This is a genomic window from Samsonia erythrinae, assembly GCF_004342665.1.
Lineage (GTDB): Bacteria > Pseudomonadota > Gammaproteobacteria > Enterobacterales > Enterobacteriaceae > Samsonia > Samsonia erythrinae.
This window is the reverse complement of record NZ_SMBY01000006.1, coordinates 50,621-72,189: the sequence shown is the minus strand read 5'-3', so window position 1 is coordinate 72,189 and position 21,569 is coordinate 50,621. Positions and strand designations below refer to the sequence as shown.

The window sequence follows — 21,569 nt, the reverse complement described above, 5'->3', positions numbered from 1 at the left end:
CAGGCAGCACAGCGGCTCGCCGTCTGTGCTGCTAAAAAATAAGTGAGTTAATTGAGTAAACGGCCAATAATATTGCGGATAGCGTCCTCGTCTTGCGCCGAGAACTGGATCGGATAGCGGCTCACGCCGACATCCTCGCCCATGATCGTCAGCGCTTTTTTGACGACCGCAGGCGAAAAGGCGATGGCGTAGAGCGTCTTACGTAATTCAGCCACCTGTTCTTGCGCCTCACGCGATCCTTCAATATCCCCGGCATGGAAGCGATGCCAGATTTGGCTGATGGGTTCCGGCGCGACGTTCGCCAGCCCGGAAATGCAGGCGGAGCAACCGTCGACAAACCCCTGATGAATGAGCGAATCAGGGCCGTTTAAAACGTTAAATCCCGGTACGCCTTTCACGGCCTGCAAATAACCGCTCAGACTCTCATAGCTGCCTGCGCTGTCTTTAATGCCGATAATGTTGGGGTGATCCGCCAGCGTGCGGACGGTTTCCGGCGCCAGCGTATTCCCCGTGCGGGCGGGAATGTTGTAGAGAAAAACCGGCACCGTCAGCGCATCGGCGACGGCGGTGTAGTGGGCGATCAGCTCTTCCTGCTTGAGCGGAATGAAGTACGGGGTGATCACGGAAACGGCATCCACGCCCAGCGCGGCGATGCGCTTACCCAGCTTGATGGTTTCCCGCGTGGAGATTTCACCGATATGGCCGACAACCGGGACTTTTCCTGCGGCTTCATCCACACAGGTTTCGGTGACGGCGACTTTTTCGTCGGTGTGCAAGACAAAAAATTCGCCGTTGGTGCCGTTACAGAAAATACCGTTGCCGTATTGCATTTGTCGCTGAACCTGACGGCGCAAGGCGGCGGGGTTGAATTCACCCTGGTTATCAAACGGGGTGACGATGGCGGTCAAGACGCCGGCAATTTTGCTCATTATGTCATTCCTCTCAATCGGATAAACGGAAACTAGAACAGGGTCAGATAAACGTCGCGGACATCGTCGGCGCTGACCGGTGTCGGCACGTTTTTCATCAGGCGCTGAACCTGTAGCGCGGCATCGACCAGATAAGGCAGGTGATCTTTTTCCACGCCAAGCTGTTGCAAGGTGTTTGGTAGGTCGAGCCGTTTGACCAGCTCGGTGAAGTAGATCACCAGCGCCTGGGCTTTTTCTGCCGTATCAAGTGTCGGATCGGCGTCGGGCAGCAGGTCATACGCCTGTGCGAATTTGTCCTGTGCCGCGTGCTGGACGAAACGCATGCAGGGCGCGAGCAGGATCGCGTTCGCGACGCCGTGCGGAATGTGATACTTGCCGCCTAGCGGGTAAGACATGGCGTGGACCAGATGCGTTCCGGAATGGGCAATGGCGGCACCGCCGTAATAAGAAGCCCACAGCATATTCAGTTTGGCTTCGAGATTGCCCGGCTCGCGCACGGCGGTTTCGAGGTTGGCGAACAGCTTTTTCAGCCCAATCAGCGCATAGTTGTCGCTGACCGGGTTGGCAATGGTTGACGTGAAGCACTCGATCAGGTGGCAGAGGGCGTCAATCCCGGTGGAGGCGGCAATATGCGGCGGCATACTGGTGGTTAACTCCGGCACCAGCGCGACATAGTCCGGCATCATGACCGGCGTGATAATGCCAATTTTGGTCTCTTTTTCCGGAATCGCCAGAATCGCATTGGGCGTCGCTTCAGAACCGGTTCCCGCCGTCGTCGGGACGAGCAGAGAAAGTGTGCGGCGTGTGGGTTTTTCCCCCGCTAACAGACTGTCCAGCGTCACGGTTTCATCTCCTGCGCACAGGAGGGAGAGCAGTTTGGCGACGTCCAATACGCTGCCGCCGCCCACGCCGATCACCAGGTCGGTTTGGGTTTGGGGGATCTGACTCAGGATCCGGGCGACATCGTGCTGGCTCGGCTCAGCGGGAACGTTATCCACCAACAGAACCTGCGGAACGGCTTGCTTAACCTGGGCGATCAGCGCCTGAACGTCAGGCAGACCGACAATGTTTTGGTCGGTGACGAATAAAACATGCTGCTTACCAGATAACAGGTGGCTGATGTCCTGGAGTACCCGGTAACCGCTGAGTATGGTGCTGTTGATGTTCATGCTTATTACCTTGCCTTGTTCTCTTCTTCTTCGTCGTGGCGTCATCGCCATGATGATTGTTTTCAGTCAAATGAGGTGTCGCTAATCACAACGCCGTACCATTTGCCGTATCGTGGAGGTAATTTATAGGTGAAATTCCTGTTAAATAATTTGATATTGCTCACATATAATCAAATATGATTTAATATAATCATTGTCAGGTAATCAATCGAACATGAGGGACGCCAAACGTGCAGCAATCAGCAGAGCAGGTCTTCGTTGTCGCTGATGATTTTACAGGTGCCAATGACGCGGGCGTCGGTCTGGCGCAGCATGGCGCACGGGTTAACGTCATATTCGACGTCAATAAACTGCGTGCGGATTGGTTGGGCGACGCCGTGGTCGTCAATACCGACAGCCGTGCGGCACGGCAGGATATCGCGTCCCAACGTACCGCAGAGGCGGTCGCCGCCTGGCTGAACGCCGGCGGTCAGGGCTGGATGATCAAGAAAATCGATTCCACGCTGCGCGGGAATCTGGGGGCGGAAGTCGCGGCGGCGCTATCTGCCGCGGATTTGCCCGTCGCGCTGATTGCGGCCGCCTCGCCGGCGCTGGGACGCGTGACTCGCCGCGGCGCCGTCTGGGTTAACGGTCGTCTGCTTAGCGAAACAGAATTTGCCAGCGACCCGAAAACGCCGGTGACGTCGGCTTCTATCGCTGCGCGTCTGGCGGAACAAACGGCCTTGCCGGTGGCGGAGCTGCATCTTGATGAGGTACGCAAAGACACGCTAGCCCAGCGTTTGCAGCAGCTGGTGGCTGAGGGCGCGCGGCTGATCGTGCTGGATTCGGAGGCGCAGGATGATTTGACTCGCATCGTCGATGCCGCTCGCGCGCTGCCGTTTCGCCCGCTGCTGGTGGGTTCGGCAGGCTTGAGCGAAGCCCTGGCGAACGCGCTGGTTTTTACCCATAACATCGACCGGCCGCTGTTGGCCGTTGTGGGGTCAATGAGCGATATCGCTCAGAAACAGATTGCGGCGGCCTGCCAGAGCCGAGACGTCACGCTGGTTGAAGTGGATATCCAGGCGATTTTTTCCCCCCGCGCCTCAATCGCCATGGCCGCCGAGCGTCAGACGGCGGTTGCGGCCCTGATGAAGGGCCAGCACTGCATAATCCGCACCTGCCACGACGAAAATCAGCGCTTTGAAATCGACGCGCGCTGTCGGGAATTTGGCATGAGCCGACAGCAGCTTGGTGAAACGATCGGCCACTATCTGGGGGAATTAACGCGCAGCATTGTTCAGGCCGCGGACGGCGCGAAGCGATGTCTGCCGGGCGGGCTGTATTTATCCGGTGGCGATATCGCGATTGCCGTGGCAACCGCGTTGGGGGCCACCGGTTTTCAGGTTAAGGGGCAAATCGCATCCTGCGTGCCGTGGGGATACTTGCTGAACAGCACGATTGGCACGATCCCTGTCATGACGAAAGCAGGGGGTTTTGGTAACGAAACGACACTGCTCGACGTTTTACGTTTTATTGAGGAGAAGGCCAGTGAGTAAAATTATTGCGGTAACGATGGGGGATCCGGCGGGGATTGGGCCGGAAATTATTATCAAATCTCTGGCCGAAGGCGAGCTCTCCGGTGCCTCTGCCGTCGTCGTCGGCTGCGTGCAGACGATGCGTCGTATTCTCGCGCTGAATGTTGTGCCCGAGGTCGAGCTGAACGTCATTGAGAAACCCGCAGACGCGGTGTTTGCGCCCGGCGTGATGAACATCATTGATGAGCCGTTGCAGGATCCCGCCGCGCTACAGCCGGGTGTCGTTCAGGCACAGGCTGGCGATCTGGCCTATCGCTGCATTAAGAAGGCGACTGAACTGGCGATGGCGGGGCAAGTCCATGCGATTGCGACCGCGCCGCTGAATAAGGAAGCGTTGCACGCCGCGGGCCATCTTTATCCGGGCCATACGGAACTGCTGGCGAAGCTGACCAACAGCCGCGACTATGCGATGGTGCTGTACACCGATAAGCTAAAGGTGATCCACGTTACCACGCATATCGCGCTGCGTAAGTTTCTGGATACCCTGAACCGCGAGCGGGTGGAAACCGTGATCGACATGGCGGACGTCTTCCTTAAACGCGTCGGTTTTACCCATCCGCGCATCGCCGTTGCGGGGGTGAACCCGCACGCGGGAGAAAACGGTCTGTTTGGCGATGAGGAGATCAACATCGTGTCCCCTTCGGTTGCCGCGATGAAAGCGAAAGGCATTGATGTTTATGGCCCGTGCCCGCCGGATACCGTTTATTTGCAGGCGTATGAAGGCCAGTACGACATGGTGGTGGCGATGTATCACGATCAAGGGCATATTCCGCTCAAGCTGTTGGGCTTTTACGATGGGGTGAATATCACTGCCGGTCTGCCGTTTATCCGTACATCGGCCGATCACGGTACCGCATTTGATATTGCCTGGACGGGAAAGGCGAAGTCTGAAAGTATGGCGATCTCTATTCAGTTAGCGACGCAACTTGCCTGATCTGCGGGGGGCATCACCGTTGGCGGCGCGAGGTGTGAGGGGCACGAAAGACAATACAACGCGCATGACCGGATATCTTCCTTCCCGTGCCCGGGAAGGTTTCTGGTATCCTGCAACCAGAAATACTGACGTCGTACGGATAATAAAAGCGTTCCTGGTGCCGCTGTCCCTGGCACAAACCCGTCGCTCTTCTATCCTATTATCATCGTTTTCATTCTTTATCTCGGTTTCCCAACCACTTAAAATAATGTTATGACAGCAAAATGGATAGCGCCGTGGATCCCATATTAACCGATGCTTACCGCTCAGGCGGGGAGAAAATAAAAGGGCAGAGCCGTCTCGATCAGATCATGGACTATCTGAAAAGCCACAATCTGGTGACGGTAGAGGAGCTGGTCTCCGTTGTCGATGCCTCTCCGGCGACCATTCGCCGCGATTTGATCAAGCTGGACGAACAGGGCGTGATCAGCCGAAGTCATGGCGGGGTAACGCTTAATCGTTTTATTCCTTCCCAGCCGACCACGAATGAGAAGCTGCATCGTAATCTTCAGGAAAAACAGGCGATAGCCCGCTATGCCGCAACGCTGGTGAAGCCGGGCAGTGCGGTGGTGCTTGACGCCGGCACGACAATGCTGGAACTAGCCCGCAATCTGACCCATATCCCGCTGCGCGTGATTACTGCCGACCTGCAAATCGCGCTGTTTCTGTCCGAATTCAAACAGATTGAAGTGACCATTATCGGCGGTCGTATTGATGACAGCAGCCAGTCTTGTATTGGCGAGCATGGCCGTCGTCTGTTACGCAGTATTTATCCCGATATTGCGTTCATCAGTTGCAATTCATGGAGTCTGGATAAAGGCGTCACAACGCCGACGGAAGAGAAAGCCGGCGTGAAACAAGATCTCGGTGTGAACGCCAGTCGACGAGTCTTGCTGGCCGACAGCAGTAAATACGGGGCGTATTCCCTGTTCTGCGTCATGCCTTTGTCGGCGCTGACGGATATCGTGACCGACAGCGCGTTAGAGCCGGAGACGCTGGCGCAGTTGAAAGGCAAAGCCTTTAACCTGACGTTGGTCTAGTCCCATATGGGGGCGCCTTCCCTGGCGTGTTGTCGGGCGAATTATCGCCGCGCGTTCACTTCATACTGGCGGCAAGGGTATCGACGTTGTGTTTAAAGGCCGCGGTATAGGTTGCTGCCGGACCGGATGCATCGGTCAGCGCTTCAGGATACAGTTCGCCGCCGGGCTGCGCGCCGCTGGCACTTGCGATTTGTTTCACCAGACGCCCATCGGTCTGGTTTTCAATGAAGTAGCTCTTTACCTTTTCGCGTTTGATTTGCTTAATCAGCGCCGCCACTTTCTTACTACTGGCTTCGGATTCGGTGGAGTAACCGACCGGTGACAGGAACTTCACGCCGTAGGCCTGGCTGAAATAGCCGAAGGCATCATGGCTGGTTAGCACCTTGCGTTTTTCCGCTGGAATGTCGGCAAAGGTTTTCTTCGCATAGCGATCCAACGCTTGTAGCTGCTTGATGTAGGCTTCCCCTTGCTGACGGTAGTCATCCGCATGCTGCGGATCGGCTTTCACCAGCGCGTTGACGATGTTGCGCGCATAAACCACGCCGTTGCTCATACTATTCCATGCATGGGGATCGGTTTCCGTCTTCCCGTCTTCCACCATCGTTTTTGTTTCAATCCCGCTTGATGCCGTGATGATGTCTCCGCGATAGCCGGAAGCACTCACCAGCCGGTCGAGCCATCCTTCCAGTCCGAGTCCGTTAACGAAAACCAGATCGGCGTGCGCCAGCGTCTTGCTGTCTTGCGGGGAGGGTTCAAAATCATGCGGATCGCCATTGGGCCCGACCAGATCGGTCACGGTCACGCGATCGCCGCCGATGTGGCTGACCATATCGCCGAGCACGGAAAAGCTGGCGACAACATCCAGATTCTTCGCGATGGCCAGTGGGCTAAGCAACAGGCTGGATAGGATGACGGTTAACAGTGAACGTTTCATTTTTACCTCATAAAAGTGGTTGATAACGGGAAATAGCAAGGAGTCGGTCAGCGATGTTGGCGTAGCAGCCCGCCGTGCTGACCTGCGCAGACCGAGAAGCAGAAAAACAACGTCATGGTCAGGATAATGGCAGGCCCGGCAGGCAGCTCGGCATAGTAAGACCACAGCAGGCCGAGCAGGCTGGCGATCGAGCCTTGCAGTACGGCGATGCCGAGCATGACGGGCAGGCGCTGTGTCCAGAAACGCGCGCTGGCGGCGGGCAACATCATCATGCCGACCGTCATCAGCGTGCCTAACAGCTGGAATCCCGCCACCAGATTCAGCACCACCAGCGACAGAAACAGGGCGTGAGTCAGCATCCGGTAGCGCCCTGAACAGGTGCGCAGGAAGGTGACGTCAAAAGATTCCACCACCAATGCCCGATAGATCACCGCTAGCGCCAACAGGGAACCCGAGCCGATCAGCGCGATGTCGATCAGCGCGGCACGATCGACGGCCAGAATCGAACCGAACAGAACATGCAGCAAATCAATGCTGGAGCCGCGTAGCGAGACCAACGTAACGCCGAGCGCCAGTGAACCGAGATAAAAACCGGCGAAGCTGGCGTCCTCTTTCAGCTGTGTATGCTGACTAACCAGCCCTGAGAGCATGGCGACAGCCAACCCGGCGATAAAACCGCCGACCCCCATCGCCAGCAGCGACATCCCGGAGATGAGATAGCCGATTGCCACGCCGGGCAACACCGCGTGCGACAGCGCATCGCCAATCAGGCTCATACGTCTGAGCAGCAGGAAGCAGCCCAGCGGGGCGGCGCTGAGCGTCAGGACCAGACAGCCAACCAGCGCACGACGCATAAAGCCAAATTCGGCAAAGGGAGAGGTGATGAGATGGAATAGCGTCATGCCGTTACGATCCTGAGTGTGGACGCATAACTGCCGTCCGTGTGCTGGCCGGGTAGAATGGTCTGTGTCTCCCCCCAGCGATGACCGCCCTGTGTCAGCTGCAAGACATACGGAAAGTGTTGCCGGACGAGTTCCAGATTGTGCAACACGGCCAGAATGGTTCTGCCGTCGGCGTGGAGTCGCTCGATAATCTGCATCAGCGATTGCGTGGTTTGGCTATCGACGCCGGTGAAAGGCTCGTCCAGCAAAATGAGCGGCGCCTGCGTGAGCAGCAGCCGCGCAAAGAGCACACGCTGTAGCTGCCCGCCGGAGAGGATGCCGATATGGCAATCGGCGAAATCACGCATTGAGACGGCGTCGAGCGCATTGCTCGCCTTGTGGCGCCAGCTGGCGTTAATGCCGCGCAGCAATCCGCGATGCGGCAGGGATCCCATTAGCACCAGATCGCGCACGCTGATAGGGAACTGGCGATCAAACTCGGAGAGCTGGGGTAAATACCCAATCGTATTAGCGCGACCGCCGCCGAGATGGAAAGAACCTGAAAGCGGCGGCAGCAAGTTTGCCAGCGTTTTCAACAGAGTGGATTTGCCGCTGCCGTTCGCGCCGATAATCGCCGTCAGCGATCCTGGTTGAAAGCAACCGCTTATTGTGCCCAGCGGTGGGTGGCCCCGATAGCCAAAGGACAATTCCTGTAAGGTCATCATGGCAACATGACCGCCCATCCAACCAGAAGCCACAGCGCAACCAGCAGTAAGGAAGCAAGGGATACGCGCTTCAGCGCGGAGAGGGAATAAAAGCTTGTCATTATCATCGGTAAAGGTTGATTTGTTACATTATAACATATCATCGATTACCACGAATGCCATCCTGAATAGGTAAGAAAGTATGTCATTCCGTCATGCTTTTTACCTGCGCCGATAGACCCGTCAGGAGCCGCACGTCAGAGGGCCCGTTCGGTACATTAAGACGAGCGAAAATTGAGCGATACATCACAAAAAATAAAAGTTAACGTTAACATTTGTGCTTGCCATCACAAATATCCCCGGTTTATATTTAACTTCGCCAATGTTAACGTTAACAATGGTGTCGGGATTTTTGTGGAATACCTCACCATGAATAAACATGCATACACTCCGGCATATTCTGCCAGGCGAAATTACTTCAAATTAAGTGGACTCCTCTTCACTTTTTTCTGGACATGGTCTTCAGTCTTTTCGCTTATCTCGCTTTGGCTGAATCAGAAAGTCGGCCTGCGGGGAACCGATACCGGGATCATTTTCTCCATCATCAGCCTCACTGCCTTTTTTGCCCAACCGGTTTATGGCTTTATCCAGGATAAGCTGGGACTGCGTAAGAACCTGCTGTGGGGGATTGGCGCGCTGTTATTGCTGAGCGGGCCGTGGTTTATTTTCGTCGGAACGCCGCTTTTACGCTGGAATATGTTTTTGGGGGCATTCAGCGTGGGGATCTATGTCGGCGCGACGTTTTTCGCCGGGATCGGCGCGCTTGAGTCCTATACCGAGCGCGTCAGCCGCATCATGGGGTTTGAGTACGGCAAAGCCCGCATGTGGGGGTCGCTTGGATGGGCGGGGGCGACGTTCTTCGCCGGTATGCTGTTTAACCTCGATCCTAACCTGAATTTCTGGATGGCCTGTGTGTCGGCCAGCGTCTTTTTGCTGCTGCTATGGCACCTTAATGAGATTAAACCGCACGCGATGGGGGAGCTGGAATACGGCAAGAGTAATGCCTTAACGCTCGCCGATGCCATCGGGCTATTGCGCTTGCCGCGGTTCTGGTCGCTGGTGGTGTTTGTCTGCGGCGTGAGCGTCTATAACGTTTACGATCAACAGTTTCCCGTCTATTTCGCCTCGCTGTTTAGCGACCCCGCCAGAGGCAATGAAATGTTCGGATTCCTCAATTCTTTTCAGGTGTTTTTGGAAGCCGGCGGCATGTTTTTAGCGCCTTTTCTGGTTAATCGCATCGGGGCCAAACGCGGACTGCTGTTAAGCGGCCTGATCATGACGCTGAGGATATTCGGTTCGGGATTGGCGGACGATACGTTCACGATCTCGCTGTTAAAATTACTGCACGCCGTTGAGCTCCCGATTCTGCTCATCTCCATGTTCAAATACATTACCTCGCAGTTTGATAAACGCCTTTCGGCCACGCTCTATCTGGTGGGATTCCAGTTTGTCACCTCCTTTTGCGCCGCCATCCTCTCGCCTGTCGTGGGTTATGGCTATGACGCTATGGGCTTTGCTAACACCTACATGCTTCTGGCCGTTGCGGTGTTTGTGCTGACATTGGTATCTGCCATTTTACTCAGCTCAGCGCAGCACGAACCGGTTTCTGAAACGATCAATACGACAGCACGGTGAAATGATGAAATCACGTTTGATAAAGGCAGAATCTGCGCGGGATGCGCTGTTGACGCAGCGCGGCAACACGTTTTACCCGCGCTACCACTTAGCGCCGCCTGCGGGATGGATGAATGATCCCAATGGCTTAATCTATTTCAATGGCCGCTACCACGCTTTCTACCAACATCACCCCATGAGCGAACATTGGGGACCAATGCATTGGGGGCACGCGACGAGTCCGGATATGGTGCACTGGCAGCACGAGCCTATCGCGCTGGCGCCCGGAGATGAATACGATCTGGATGGCTGCTTCTCTGGCAGTGCGGTGGATGATGGGGGCGTGCTATCGCTGATTTATACCGGGCATGTCTGGCTATCAGGGGAAGGCGACGACAGCGCCATTCGTGAGGTGCAATGTCTTGCGATCAGCCACGATGGCATCCATTTTGAAAAACGGGGCGTCATTCTCACGCCGCCGGATGGGATCATGCACTTTCGCGATCCCAAGGTCTGGCGTGACGGCGACAACTGGTGGATGGTTGTCGGTGCTCGTGACGCGCGTGACAAAGGGCAGGTGTTGCTTTATCGCGGCATCTCGCTATCGGAATGGTGTTTTGAACGGGTATTGGCGCAGGCCAACGCTCAGGAAGGATTTATGTGGGAGTGCCCGGACTTTTTTCCGCTGGGCGAACACGATTACCTCATGTTTTCGCCTCAGGGAATGAACGCAGAAGGCTATGCCTATCGAAATCGTTTTCAAAGTGGCGTATTGCAAGGGCATTGGCGGCCGGAAACCGTGTTTAAGCGGACAGGTGTCTTTGAAGAGCTGGATCATGGTCATGATTTTTATGCGCCGCAGTCCTTTTTAGCGGCGGATGGCCGACGCGTCATACTGGGATGGATGGACATGTGGGAATCCCCCATGCCGTCTAAACGGGAAGGCTGGTCGGGAGCCTTTACCTTGCCGCGCGAACTGAGTGAACAGAACGGAAAGCTATACCAGCGGCCCGTTCGCGAAGTTGAGAGCCTGCGCCAGCAACGGCAGTATATCGAGCCTGCGACCATCACGAACACGCATATCATTACGGAATGCGCAGAGGCGGTTGAGCTGGAAATCTGTTGGGATGTCGCGCGAAGCCAGTCCGAGCAGTACGGCATCAGGTTGGGCGACGGCCTGCAACTTTATGTGGATAACCAGGCTAAACGTTTGGTGCTATGGCGGCGTTACCCGCAGGAAGGGATGGACGGCTACCGGAGTATTGCGCTGCCCGTTTGCGCGCGCCTGAATATTCGGATGTTTATCGACCGCTCTTCGGTGGAAGTGTTCGTGAATGATGGAGAAGCCAGTATGACGAGCCGTATTTATCCCCAGCCGGAGCAGCGCGCATTGACGCTCTACGCCAATCAGGGGGAAGCGGTAATGCTCGGCGGCTTTTTCTGGCTTCTGGGTTAAGCGCCGGGTTTCATCACGCTTGACGATTCATAGCGTAGAAACATTGAAGGTTAATGAACGGGCACCGCCGACTGAAAGGCAGTGCCCGTTTTTCAGTCCGGGCCGTCAGTCGAACTAGGTTGATGAGCGTATCAATAGAGGGCAAGGAAGCTGTTGGCAACCGCCGTTTTCCCGCTTTTCAATAATGTGAAGCGTTGCCTGACGACCAATCTCATCGTGGGGTAACTGTATGGTCGAAAGGGGGGGAAGAAATAAATCTCCCATACCGACCTGATTATCAAACCCCAATACCGCGACCTGCTCAGGGATGGCGATCCCGTTGGCGAGCAAGACCTGATAAGCGATAAAGGCGATCCGATCGTTGCCGCAGATCAGGACATCAAAATACGGTCGGTTGTTTTGTATTCGGGTCGCCAGCAGGCCAGCCAAATCGGTGTAGTGCTCGTCTCCGAGCAACATGTGGTGTTGCGATACGTCGGAGAGTGAACGTCCCGCTTCGAGCCACGCGCGTTCAAACCCTGCGCGGCGGTCGTGGCTTGCCGGTTCTGCTTCGGGTAGCCAAAAGCAGAGCGGCTTTTGATAACCGCGCTCAATAAGATGGCGTGTCGCCTGATACTGGGCGTCAGCATTATTGGGAACGTAGGCAGGGAGCGAGCGATCGTCTGACAGACAGTTCGCTAAGATGACATTTTCCCCACGCAGCGCGCTCGGCAGAGTGACATGGCGAAGCCCCATGGTGGTATAAATAATGCCGTCCGGCCTCTGAGCTAACAGCTGTCGTACTGCGCGTTCGCTGTCCTGCTCTGAAAAGATATTAATCAGGAAGCTATTCCAACCTTTTTCCCGGGCCGTTTGTTCTATCGCCAATAAGATTTCGACGGAGAACGGGGTCGTCGCGGTATCTTTCGCCAGAATCGCAATCGTCGAGGCGCGATTGCGCTGGGTGCGTATTTTTCGTGCGGAATGGTCGGGAATATAGTTAAGCGTTTGTACCGCTTGCATAACGCGTTTTCTGGTTTCGGGGCGAACGGTATCGGGATGGTTGATGACGCGAGACACCGTCATCATTGATACCCCCGCCAGCTGCGCAACGTCCTTCAGGGAAACCATACTTTTTCCATTATGATGAAGATGATGACCACTTTATCATAAAAGGGTGTTCAATAGCCGATGGCCACCACAGGATAATGTGGTGGCCATCGGTGTGACGGGATAATGTCGCACTCAGAACGGAATGTCGTCGTCGAAATCCATTGGCGGTTCGTTGCTCTGCGCGGGCGCGCTATTTTGCGCCGGGCGCTGCTGAGCCTGTGCGCCGCCGCTGAATTGGGCGCCGCCCTGCGGTTGTTGTGGTTGACCCCAACCGCCTTGCTGCTGACCGCCGCCCGCCGCCGCGCCGCCGCTCTGACGCCCGCCCAGCATTTGCATCGTGCCGCCGACGTTAACCACGACTTCCGTCGTATAACGTTCTACGCCGGATTGGTCGGTCCATTTACGGGTTTGCAGTGCGCCTTCAATGTAGACCTGAGAGCCTTTGCGCAGGTATTCGCCGGCGACTTCCGCCAGCTTGCCGAACAGCACTACGCGGTGCCATTCCGTTTTCTCTTTCTGCTCACCGGTCTGCTTGTCACGCCAGCTTTCCGACGTCGCCAGCGTGATGTTGGCAACCGCACCGCCATTCGGCATATAGCGGACTTCCGGGTCTTGACCCAGATTCCCGACAAGAATCACTTTATTAACGCCTCTGCTGGCCATGCTCGTGTCTCCTGATGAATCGATAGATTTATTTAAGTCTAAACGATCAATCTTAACATGGGAAAACGCTCTGTCATACCTGCGAAGTGGCTTCCGAAACGAAAGCCGGATTTGCAGCGTTTGCAACGTAAACAAGTTTAATACTGTATATCCATTCAGCTTTTTTTGTGGCAAGCTATTCCGGGCTTGCCGCTTCTTCGAGTCGCTGCAAGCGACGTTAAAAAACGTGTCCGGCATTTTTTTTATGCCATAATTGCTGGTTTCGTACCGGTTCTCTCTGTTCGAGAGGCGATGACAAACCGTTTTTATTCCGGGAAGTGTGTGAATGGATAAGATCGAAGTTCGTGGTGCTCGTACCCATAATCTCAAGAATATCAACCTGACAATCCCCCGTGACAAGCTGATCGTCATTACGGGGCTGTCTGGCTCGGGTAAGTCATCGCTGGCGTTTGACACGCTGTATGCCGAAGGGCAGCGGCGCTATGTGGAATCACTCTCCGCCTATGCCCGTCAGTTTCTTTCGCTGATGGAAAAACCGGACGTCGATCATATCGAAGGGCTGTCGCCTGCCATTTCCATCGAACAAAAATCCACCTCGCATAACCCGCGCTCCACGGTTGGGACGATTACCGAAATTCATGACTATCTGCGCCTGCTGTTTGCCCGCGTAGGGGAGCCGCGCTGCCCGGAACACGATGTGCCGCTGGATGCGCAAACGGTCAGTCAGATGGTGGACAATGTGCTGGCGCAGCCGGACGGCAAGCGCCTGATGCTGCTGGCGCCGATAGTGAAAGATCGCAAAGGCGAACACAGTAAAACATTGGAAAATCTGGCTTCGCAAGGCTATATCCGCGCCCGTATCGACGGTGAGGTTTGCGATCTGTCCGATCCGCCGAAGCTGGAATTACAGAAAAAGCACACGATCGAAGTCGTCGTCGATCGGTTTAAAGTGCGCGAAGATTTGGCGCAGCGGCTGGCGGAATCGTTTGAAACCGCGCTGGAGCTGTCCGGCGGTAGCGTGGTCGTGGCCGATATGGACGATCCCACGCAGCCTGAACTGCTGTTCTCGGCGAATTTCGCCTGCCCGATCTGTGGCTACAGTATGCACGAGCTGGAACCGCGAATGTTCTCGTTCAACAACCCGGCGGGCGCGTGCCCGAGCTGCGATGGGCTGGGCGTACAGCAGTTCTTCGATCCGGCTCGCGTCGTGCAAAATGCGGAGCTGTCGCTGGCGGGAGGCGCGATTCGCGGCTGGGATCGCCGCAACTTCTACTATTTCCAGATGCTGCGCTCGCTGGCGGAGCATTACCAGTTTGACATCGATGCCCCGTTTGAAAGCCTGAGCGCGACGGTGCAGAAGGTGATTTTGTACGGCTCCGGCAAAGAGAACGTCGAATTCAAATATATTAACGATCGCGGCGACACCTCCGTGCGCCGCCATCCGTTTGAAGGCGTGCTGCACAACATGGAACGCCGCTATAAAGAGACGGAATCCACGGCGGTGCGCGAGGAGCTGGCGAAATTCATCAGCAACCGCGCCTGCGCCAGCTGCGGCGGAACGCGTCTGCGTGAGGAAGCGCGCCACGTGTTCGTCGAGCAAACGACGCTGCCGCAGATTTCTGAGATGAGCATCGGCCATGCGATGACGTTTTTCCAGAATATGAAGCTCAGCGGGCAGCGTGCCAAAATCGCGGAGAAAGTGCTGAAAGAGATCGGAGATCGGCTGAAATTTCTGGTGAATGTCGGGTTGAACTACCTGTCGCTTTCCCGCTCGGCGGAAACGCTGTCCGGCGGCGAGGCGCAGCGTATCCGTCTGGCGAGCCAGATTGGCGCCGGGCTGGTCGGCGTGATGTACGTGTTGGACGAACCGTCCATCGGGCTGCACCAGCGGGACAACGAACGCCTGCTGGAAACGCTGATTCATCTGCGCAATCTGGGCAATACCGTGATTGTGGTGGAACACGATGAAGACGCGATTCGCGCCGCTGACCATGTGATCGACATTGGTCCCGGTGCGGGCGTGCACGGCGGTCGGATTGTCGCAGAAGGCACGATGGACGAGATTATGGCGGTGCCGGATTCGCTGACGGGGCAATTCCTCAGCGGTAAACGCAAAATCGAAATCCCTAAGCAGCGCGTGCCTGCCGATCCGACCAATGTGCTGAAGCTGATTGGCGCAAAGGGCAATAACCTGAAAGACGTCACGCTGACGCTGCCGGTTGGTCTGTTTACCTGCATCACCGGGGTGTCGGGGTCGGGGAAATCGACCTTGATCAACGATACCTTATTCCCTCTGGCCCAGCGCCAGTTGAATGGCGCAACGCTGGCGGAGCCCGCCGCCTACCGTGAAATTCAGGGGCTGGAACATTTCGATAAGGTGATCGACATCGATCAAAGTCCTATCGGGCGCACGCCGCGTTCCAACCCGGCGACTTACACCGGCATTTTTACGCCGATCCGCGAGCTGTTCGCCGGCGTGCCGGAGGCCCGTTCTCGTGGCTATAATCCCGGCCGTTTCAGCTTTAACGTGCGCGGCGGACGCTGCGAGGCCTGTCAGGGCGACGGCGTGATCAAAGTAGAAATGCACTTCCTGCCGGATATTTATGTGCCGTGTGACCAGTGTAAGGGCAAACGCTATAACCGCGAGACGCTGGAAATTAAATACAAAGGCAAAGGCATTCATGAAGTGCTGGATATGACCATTGAAGAAGCGCGTGAGTTCTTTGATGCCATTCCGGCGCTGGCGCGCAAACTGCAAACGCTGATCGATGTCGGGCTGTCCTATATTCGCCTTGGGCAGTCGGCCACGACGCTGTCCGGTGGGGAAGCGCAACGCGTGAAACTGGCGCGCGAACTGTCGAAGCGTGGAACCGGGCAGACGCTCTATATTCTTGATGAACCGACCACTGGCCTGCATTTTGCGGATATTCAGCAGCTTCTGGCCGTTTTGCATCAACTGCGCGATCAGGGCAATACTATCGTGGTGATTGAGCACAATCTGGACGTGATTAAAACGGCAGACTGGATTGTTGATTTGGGGCCGGAAGGCGGCAGCGGCGGTGGCGAGATTCTGGTCGCCGGCACGCCGGAAACGGTAGCGGCGTGCGAACAGTCTCACACCGCGCGTTTCCTGCGGCCTATTTTAGCGCAGGAAGGGTAAGTCTCTATCCCCCTGCCCGTGTGCGGTTCCCGGCGCGTTGTCAGGGGGATTAGCAATCCTCAATGATCAGGTACACCGCGTTTAGTGGTCCATGCACGCCCACCACTTTGATCAGTTCGATATCCGCCGTCGAGCTTGGCCCTGCTATCAGGTTGATACAGGACGGTAGCGCTTCCCCAGACTGTACCCGCTGGCGCAGGCGTTGAGCCAACTGCGCCACGCTCGGCAACAGGCGGCTTTTATGCAGAATGAACAGTGTCGAGGTGGGAAGCAGACTGATGGCGCGTCCTTGCTGCGGCGTTGAGAACACCACGACGCCGCCCGTTTCGCTCAGACCGTATTCGGCATAGACCACGCCGATATTGGCATCTTTCGCCACCCGCAGGTTTTCGTCACCGGCTTTGGGATCCCAGCACTGTGTCTGAAAGGCGTGTTGCAGGTGGTCGGTTACGCCGATTTCCTTCAGCCGGGCATCACCGCTGATGAGTAGCGGCGAGCCGCAATAGCGTTGGCATAAACGTTCGGCGGCCTGCGCGACCGTCGCCAGTGGAGTAAGCTCGCAGTGCGCCTGCATCACATGGGTGGCGTAAGCGATGAAATCATCACAGGATTGCTGCGGCGTCAGCCCGGCCCGCCGGTTAATGGCCGGGTGGTTTTTAACGGGCGGCAGCGGGTGCGGCGTCTGCCGTGGTTCCCGTCCCAGCCGCTGCGCGAGTTTATGCAGAAAGGCATCGCGGTTTTCCATTATTCTTTCTCCCCATTCCGGCGTTGTTGCCGATGTTTTTTGTACCAGCTACGGAAACTTTCACCGTCTGCGTCCGGTAGGTCGCGGGCTGCGGTCCACCCTTTGATCGCGCCAATGTTGAACGGCATCTTGCCGTCGCGAATCATCAACTGTGCTGCGCGTGCGCCAACCACCATACCCACCTTCCACAACCCGGAATGGCGGTTGGCGTAATTGAATAGCTGTACGGTGCGCCGTTCCAGCGTCGGCGTTATTCCGTTTTCCGCCATGGTGCGCCGATGTTGCAGAATCAGTGAAGACAAGGGGATGCTTACCGGACAGACATCGTCACAGGCGGTACACAATGAGCAGGCGTAAGGCAGATTTTTGAAGTCGTCATATCCACCCAATAACGGCGATAGCACCGCGCCCACCGGGCCGGGATAGATGGAGCCGTAACCGTGTCCGCCGATGTGACGATAGGCGGGGCAGGTATTCATGCAGGCGCCGCAGCGAATGCAGCGCAGAATATCGTGAAATGGCGATCCCAATACTTTCGAGCGGCCATTGTCCACGATGACCAGATGAAACGCTTCCGGGCCGTTGCTCTCCTCACTTCCTTTCGGACCGGTTAGCCAGGTGTTATAGCCGGTGAGTCGGGCGCCGACCGCGCTGCGTGCCAGCATGGTGAGAATGATGTCCAATTCTTCAAACGTGGGAACCACGCGTTCCATGCCCATGACGGCGATATGAGTGTGTGGCACGGTAGTGCAGAGCCGGGCGTTGCCTTCATTGCTGACCAGACTGAGCGTACCGGTTTCCGCAACCGCGAAGTTGCACCCGGTGATCCCGATGTCGGCGCTAAGAAAATCGTTACGGATTTTCTCACGAATGAAACGGGTCATGGCTTCCGGCGTTTCCGGGCCATCGTAGCCCAGCTTTTCCTGCAAGATGCGGCGAATTTGATGGCGATCTTTATGGATGGCGGGCACAACCACGTGGGAGGGCGCATCCTTATCCAGTTGCAGGATGTATTCACCCAAATCGGTTTCCACCACCTCAATGCCGGCTCCCTCTAACACGGCGTTCATGCCGATCTCTTCGGTCACCATGGATTTGGATTTTACGATTTTGCGCGCCTGCTTGGCCTGCGCCACTTGCAGAATATACTGCGTGGCGTCCTCACGCGTGTCGGCGAAAAAGACCGTTCCGCCGTTGGCGTGAACCTTTTCGCTCAACTGATACAGGTAGGCATCAAGATTGTCGAGTACGTGGGCGCGGATCTGGGCGGCGCGTGAACGCCAGTCGTCCCACTGTTCCAGCTCATCAACCATTTTCTGACGATTGGCGCCAATACGATCCTGCGCATTCGCGACCGCATGGCGCATAACAGGATCATCAATCTGCTGCTGTACCCGTTCGTAAAACGGGATGTTACTGGTTTTGAGATACATGGCGTTTCCTTAGCGGCTCATCAGAACTTCAGCGATATGTAACACCCGGACGTCATGGCCTTCACGATGCAGGCGTCCGGCGATATTGATAAGGCAACTGACATCGGCGCCGATCAGGTAGTCCGGTCTGGCTTCCATGATGTGGCCCACCTTTTCCTTTACCATCTCACCGGAGATCTCTGCCATTTTGACGGAAAAGGTGCCGCCGAAGCCGCAGCAGGTTTCCTGTGCGTTGAAGGGTAACAGTTCCAGTCCGCGTACCTGACGTAACAGGGCCAGCGGTTCTTCACGAACGCCCATCTTGCGAAACAGACTGCATGAGGGATGATAGACCGCCCGACCCGGCAGCCGGGCGCCAACGTCCGTGACGCCGAGATGGTTAACGATGAACGACGTAAGATCGATCATTCTGCTGGCTACCTGTCTGGCCCGCTGCGCCCATTCGGGGTCATCCACCAGCCAGTCGGCGTAGTGGCGAATGGCATTCGTGCAGGAGCCGGCGGGAGAGATAATCGGATCATCGTTCTCTTCCAGTGCGGCAATCTGCGTTTTCATGCCGGGCAGCGCGCTGCGAATGTAGCCGCTATTGATGGCGGGCTGGCCGCAGCAACACTGCTTTTCAGGGAAGTGGACATGGCAGCCGAGCTGCTCAAGCAGCAGTACGCTGTCTCGGGACATGCGCGATTTGAGCGCATCCCCTATGCAGGTGACAAAGAAATTGACGTTCATCTTGTTTTGCTTCCAGCTTTATGGGTAGGTATTCAGCGTAAAAAATCAGGCGTGACGACTAGCGCATACCCTGTTCGACGCCCGATATCGCTATGGCTATCTTTAACGCGGTACGCGCAACCCGTGCGCCACGCCGCGGCTAAACAGAATTTGCCAGAGCTGAATGTTTCTGGCGCGAAACGCGCCAGCGCAGGCGGTCAGGTAATAGCTGAACATCCGGCGAAATTCGGTGGCGTAATTGGCGGCCAGCTGTGGCCAGGCTTCGGTGAAACGGGAATGCCAGGCCATCAGCGTTTTGTCGTAATCGGCGCCAAAGTTGTGCCAATCCTCCATGATGAAATGGGGCTCACTGGCGGCTGCGATCTGTTTGACCGAAGGCAGACAGCCGTTGGGGAAGATGTATTTATTGATCCACGGATCAACGCTGTGCCCGGTTTTATTCGAGCCGATAGTGTGGAGCAAAAACAGGCCGTCCGGCTTCAGGCAGCGGTCTACCGCATCAAAATAGGCGGCGTAATTTTTCGGGCCGACGTGTTCGAACATACCCACTGAAACGATGCGGTCATACCGCTGGTGGAGATCGCGGTAATCCTGTAGCAGGATATGGATGTCTAATCCGTCACAGCGTGCTTCCACATAGGCTTTTTGCTCGGCGGAAATCGTGATGCCGTGTACCGTGACGCCATGGTGTCGGGCGGCGTACATCGCTAACCCGCCCCAGCCGCAGCCGATATCCAGCAGCGTCATGCCCGGTTTGAGCTGTAGCTTTTCACAGATCAGCGCCAGCTTGTGCTGCTGGGCGTCGAACAGGGTGTCGGCGTGTTTCCAGTAGCCGCAGGAGTATTGCATGTAGGGATCGAGCATGTGACTGAACAAGTCGTTGCCGAGGTCGTAGTGTACTTTCCCGACCTGCCAGGCCCGTTTTCGCGACTGCGGGTTGATCAGGCGCGCCAGCGCGATGCGTGCCAGGTCGGACATGCGTGAAGGACGTTGTTCATCAAGACGGGCATTCAGCAACAACTGAAAAAAGATGTCGAGCCGCGGGCAATCCCACCAGCCTTCCATATAACTTTCACCCAGGCCGAGCGAGCCCTGTTGCAATACGCGTTTGAAAAACCGCGGGTCATGTACCTGGATGTCCCAGGGGTTCGTCCCGTTAATGGCGATATCGGCTTGGGATAAGAGTTCCTGTACGATACGCTGCCATTCGCTTGGTTTACGGATATCATCGACGGCACATACATTACCCATCATATTTCCTTTAACTTTTAATTCAATAAGTTAGAAAAACACTACCGGCCCTCAGGCCCGACTGTCGTGAGTCGTATCCTGTTGTCGTCAGCCACGTCGTGTTTTCATCCCGAAGCGGATAATCTGTTGCGAAAAGAGGGGAGAACATGGCGAACAAGGTCTGTTTCATCGGTGACTTCCCTGCTTACGTCTTATTCAAGTGGTAACGCTATTCGCCAGATATCGCGTTGGCGTCTCATGCTGGTAGCATCGGTTTCACTGATGGATGAAAGCGGCCAAACGCCTGCTAATTATTCAGCAAAGCCGCTTTGCCTGCGTTACTCTATCAAGACAAACTTCATCGAATTGAGGTCAGGTTTTTTATGCGTCGTGTGGTTGTGTCTCCACCCCGTCGGCCAATCGCCGGGCAGCCTGCGCCCGTGCTGCTGTCGCTGCCGCGTCCGGTGTATTTCCGCAGCTATCCGTTGGGGAAGGAGACGGAAGTGGTGCAGCATCAACATCCGTTTGCTGAATTTCTCTATGCGCGTGAAGGTGGTATGCGGGTGGAGATTGAAGGGAAGACGATGGTTGTGCCGGTGCTCTACGGCGTTTGGATACCCGCTCATGTGCCGCACCGTATTCTGGCAAGCAGCGATGTGCTGTTGGAAAGCCTCTATATCGAATCTGATTTTGCCGCCATCGACCACAGCGGCTGTAAAGTGGTGATCGTGAGCGATTTCATCCGTGAATTTATTCACTACGCGACGGCGCACGTGCCGGAACAATATGATCCTGAAGGAGATGACGCACAGCTGGTTCGCGTCCTGATCACACTGTTGCAGCAATTGCCGGATGCCGGGCTTTCCTTACCGTGGCCTTATTCACCCGCGTTGATGAGCGTGTGTCAAAAGATACAGCAGACGCCGGATGAAGCTCACGGCATCGAACAGTGGGCGGACGAAACCGGAATGTCGGTGCGGACGTTTTCCCGCCGTTTCAAAAAGGAAACCGGCCTGGCGTTCAGCGAGTGGAAAAAGCGGATGCGGCTGCTTGAATCGGTGGTGATGTTAAAAAACAATCGTAGCGTCACGCAGGTGGCGCTGGATTTGGGGTATGCCAGCACCGCCTCGTTTACCTTCGCGTTCCGCCAGATGTTTGGCGTGCCGCCGACGCGCTATTAATC

Annotated in this window: 18 protein-coding genes; 7 read left to right on the top strand and 11 right to left on the bottom strand. The window is 56.1% G+C overall.

Annotated features, from left to right (window positions below):
* Positions 1 to 47: 47 nt before the first annotated feature.
* Positions 48 to 929 (bottom strand): dihydrodipicolinate synthase family protein, encoded by an 882-nt coding sequence (locus EDC54_RS11105; RefSeq protein ID WP_132456131.1) that lies wholly within the window; start codon positions 927 to 929, stop codon positions 48 to 50.
* 32 nt (positions 930 to 961) lie between these two features.
* Positions 962 to 2,098 (bottom strand): iron-containing alcohol dehydrogenase, encoded by a 1,137-nt coding sequence (locus EDC54_RS11100; protein ID WP_132456129.1) that lies wholly within the window; start codon positions 2,096 to 2,098, stop codon positions 962 to 964.
* Between the two features lie 230 nt (positions 2,099 to 2,328).
* Between EDC54_RS11100 and dtnK the strand changes: the two genes are divergently transcribed.
* From dtnK to EDC54_RS11085, 3 genes are all read left to right on the top strand, one after another.
* Entirely contained in the window at positions 2,329 to 3,633 is a 1,305-nt protein-coding gene (dtnK, locus tag EDC54_RS11095) for a D-threonate kinase (RefSeq protein WP_132456127.1), read from the top strand.
* Entirely contained in the window at positions 3,626 to 4,606 is a 981-nt protein-coding gene (locus tag EDC54_RS11090) for a D-threonate 4-phosphate dehydrogenase (RefSeq protein ID WP_132456125.1), read from the top strand. The genes dtnK and EDC54_RS11090 overlap by 8 nt, the downstream gene beginning before the upstream one ends.
* A 263-nt stretch (positions 4,607 to 4,869) precedes the next feature.
* The gene (locus EDC54_RS11085; RefSeq protein WP_132456123.1) at positions 4,870 to 5,685 is read left to right on the top strand and encodes a DeoR/GlpR family DNA-binding transcription regulator; all 816 of its coding nucleotides are present in this window, start codon (positions 4,870 to 4,872) and stop codon (positions 5,683 to 5,685) included.
* Positions 5,686 to 5,740: 55 nt separating this feature from the next.
* On the opposite strand, the gene EDC54_RS11080 is transcribed toward EDC54_RS11085, so the two are convergent.
* Genes EDC54_RS11080 through EDC54_RS11070 form a run of 3 tightly spaced genes read right to left on the bottom strand, consistent with a single transcriptional unit; the run spans position 5,741 to position 8,225 of the window.
* Complete coding sequence (locus EDC54_RS11080) at positions 5,741 to 6,619, bottom strand: metal ABC transporter substrate-binding protein (RefSeq protein WP_132456121.1); 879 nt, start codon at positions 6,617 to 6,619, stop codon at positions 5,741 to 5,743.
* Positions 6,620 to 6,666: 47 nt separating this feature from the next.
* Positions 6,667 to 7,521, bottom strand: coding sequence for a metal ABC transporter permease (locus EDC54_RS11075; RefSeq protein WP_132456119.1), 855 nt, complete (start codon positions 7,519 to 7,521; stop codon positions 6,667 to 6,669).
* Positions 7,518 to 8,225, bottom strand: a complete 708-nt coding sequence (locus EDC54_RS11070; protein WP_132456117.1) for a metal ABC transporter ATP-binding protein — start codon at positions 8,223 to 8,225, stop codon at positions 7,518 to 7,520. The genes EDC54_RS11075 and EDC54_RS11070 overlap by 4 nt, the downstream gene beginning before the upstream one ends.
* Positions 8,226 to 8,633: 408 nt before the next feature.
* On the opposite strand from EDC54_RS11070, the gene EDC54_RS11065 reads away from it, so the two are divergent.
* Entirely contained in the window at positions 8,634 to 9,899 is a 1,266-nt protein-coding gene (locus tag EDC54_RS11065; protein WP_132456115.1) for an MFS transporter, read from the top strand.
* Position 9,900: 1 nt separating this feature from the next.
* A complete protein-coding gene (locus EDC54_RS11060) occupies positions 9,901 to 11,334 on the top strand; it encodes a glycoside hydrolase family 32 protein (RefSeq protein ID WP_132456113.1) in 1,434 nt (477 codons plus the stop codon).
* Positions 11,335 to 11,448: 114 nt separating this feature from the next.
* On the opposite strand, the gene EDC54_RS11055 is transcribed toward EDC54_RS11060, so the two are convergent.
* Together EDC54_RS11055 and ssb1 are read right to left on the bottom strand one after the other, a co-directional pair.
* Positions 11,449 to 12,444, bottom strand: a complete 996-nt coding sequence (locus EDC54_RS11055) for a LacI family DNA-binding transcriptional regulator (protein ID WP_132456111.1) — start codon at positions 12,442 to 12,444, stop codon at positions 11,449 to 11,451.
* Between the two features lie 114 nt (positions 12,445 to 12,558).
* Positions 12,559 to 13,089: a single-stranded DNA-binding protein SSB1 gene (gene ssb1 / locus EDC54_RS11050; protein ID WP_132456109.1), complete on the bottom strand. Its 531-nt coding sequence runs from the start codon at positions 13,087 to 13,089 to the stop codon at positions 12,559 to 12,561.
* Between the two features lie 325 nt (positions 13,090 to 13,414).
* Between ssb1 and uvrA the strand changes: the two genes are divergently transcribed.
* Positions 13,415 to 16,249 carry an excinuclease ABC subunit UvrA gene (uvrA, locus tag EDC54_RS11045; protein WP_132456107.1) on the top strand — a complete coding sequence of 945 codons (2,835 nt, stop codon included), beginning with the start codon at positions 13,415 to 13,417 and terminating at the stop codon, positions 16,247 to 16,249.
* Positions 16,250 to 16,298: 49 nt separating this feature from the next.
* Here uvrA and EDC54_RS11040 read toward each other — a convergent pair whose 3' ends face one another.
* From EDC54_RS11040 to cfa, 4 genes are all read right to left on the bottom strand, one after another.
* A complete protein-coding gene (locus EDC54_RS11040) occupies positions 16,299 to 16,994 on the bottom strand; it encodes a LutC/YkgG family protein (RefSeq protein WP_132456105.1) in 696 nt (231 codons plus the stop codon).
* Positions 16,994 to 18,427 carry a LutB/LldF family L-lactate oxidation iron-sulfur protein gene (locus tag EDC54_RS11035; RefSeq protein ID WP_132456103.1) on the bottom strand — a complete coding sequence of 478 codons (1,434 nt, stop codon included), beginning with the start codon at positions 18,425 to 18,427 and terminating at the stop codon, positions 16,994 to 16,996. The genes EDC54_RS11040 and EDC54_RS11035 overlap by 1 nt, the downstream gene beginning before the upstream one ends.
* Before the next feature lie 9 nt (positions 18,428 to 18,436).
* Positions 18,437 to 19,156 (bottom strand): (Fe-S)-binding protein, encoded by a 720-nt coding sequence (locus EDC54_RS11030; protein ID WP_132456101.1) that lies wholly within the window; start codon positions 19,154 to 19,156, stop codon positions 18,437 to 18,439.
* A gap of 102 nt (positions 19,157 to 19,258) precedes the next feature.
* Positions 19,259 to 20,407, bottom strand: a complete 1,149-nt coding sequence (gene cfa, locus EDC54_RS11025; protein WP_132456408.1) for a cyclopropane fatty acyl phospholipid synthase — start codon at positions 20,405 to 20,407, stop codon at positions 19,259 to 19,261.
* A 362-nt stretch (positions 20,408 to 20,769) separates the two neighbouring features.
* Between cfa and EDC54_RS11020 the strand changes: the two genes are divergently transcribed.
* Positions 20,770 to 21,567, top strand: coding sequence for a helix-turn-helix domain-containing protein (locus tag EDC54_RS11020; protein WP_132456099.1), 798 nt, complete (start codon positions 20,770 to 20,772; stop codon positions 21,565 to 21,567).
* The last annotated feature ends 2 nt before the right edge of the window (positions 21,568 to 21,569 follow it).

Coding starts and splice junctions, on each gene's coding strand:
- uvrA (WP_132456107.1), top strand. CDS start 13,415: ATGGATAAGATCGAAGTTCGTGGTGCTCGTACCCATAATCTCAAGAAT.
- EDC54_RS11070 (WP_132456117.1), bottom strand. CDS start 8,225: ATGATGACCTTACAGGAATTGTCCTTTGGCTATCGGGGCCACCCACCG.
- EDC54_RS11085 (WP_132456123.1), top strand. CDS start 4,870: ATGGATAGCGCCGTGGATCCCATATTAACCGATGCTTACCGCTCAGGC.
- cfa (WP_132456408.1), bottom strand. CDS start 20,407: ATGGGTAATGTATGTGCCGTCGATGATATCCGTAAACCAAGCGAATGG.
- EDC54_RS11100 (WP_132456129.1), bottom strand. CDS start 2,098: ATGAACATCAACAGCACCATACTCAGCGGTTACCGGGTACTCCAGGAC.
- EDC54_RS11020 (WP_132456099.1), top strand. CDS start 20,770: ATGCGTCGTGTGGTTGTGTCTCCACCCCGTCGGCCAATCGCCGGGCAG.
- EDC54_RS11060 (WP_132456113.1), top strand. CDS start 9,901: ATGATGAAATCACGTTTGATAAAGGCAGAATCTGCGCGGGATGCGCTG.
- EDC54_RS11105 (WP_132456131.1), bottom strand. CDS start 929: ATGAGCAAAATTGCCGGCGTCTTGACCGCCATCGTCACCCCGTTTGAT.
- EDC54_RS11035 (WP_132456103.1), bottom strand. CDS start 18,427: ATGTATCTCAAAACCAGTAACATCCCGTTTTACGAACGGGTACAGCAG.
- EDC54_RS11040 (WP_132456105.1), bottom strand. CDS start 16,994: ATGGAAAACCGCGATGCCTTTCTGCATAAACTCGCGCAGCGGCTGGGA.
- EDC54_RS11080 (WP_132456121.1), bottom strand. CDS start 6,619: ATGAAACGTTCACTGTTAACCGTCATCCTATCCAGCCTGTTGCTTAGC.
- EDC54_RS11030 (WP_132456101.1), bottom strand. CDS start 19,156: ATGAACGTCAATTTCTTTGTCACCTGCATAGGGGATGCGCTCAAATCG.
- EDC54_RS11065 (WP_132456115.1), top strand. CDS start 8,634: ATGAATAAACATGCATACACTCCGGCATATTCTGCCAGGCGAAATTAC.
- EDC54_RS11055 (WP_132456111.1), bottom strand. CDS start 12,444: ATGGTTTCCCTGAAGGACGTTGCGCAGCTGGCGGGGGTATCAATGATG.
- ssb1 (WP_132456109.1), bottom strand. CDS start 13,089: ATGGCCAGCAGAGGCGTTAATAAAGTGATTCTTGTCGGGAATCTGGGT.
- EDC54_RS11075 (WP_132456119.1), bottom strand. CDS start 7,521: ATGACGCTATTCCATCTCATCACCTCTCCCTTTGCCGAATTTGGCTTT.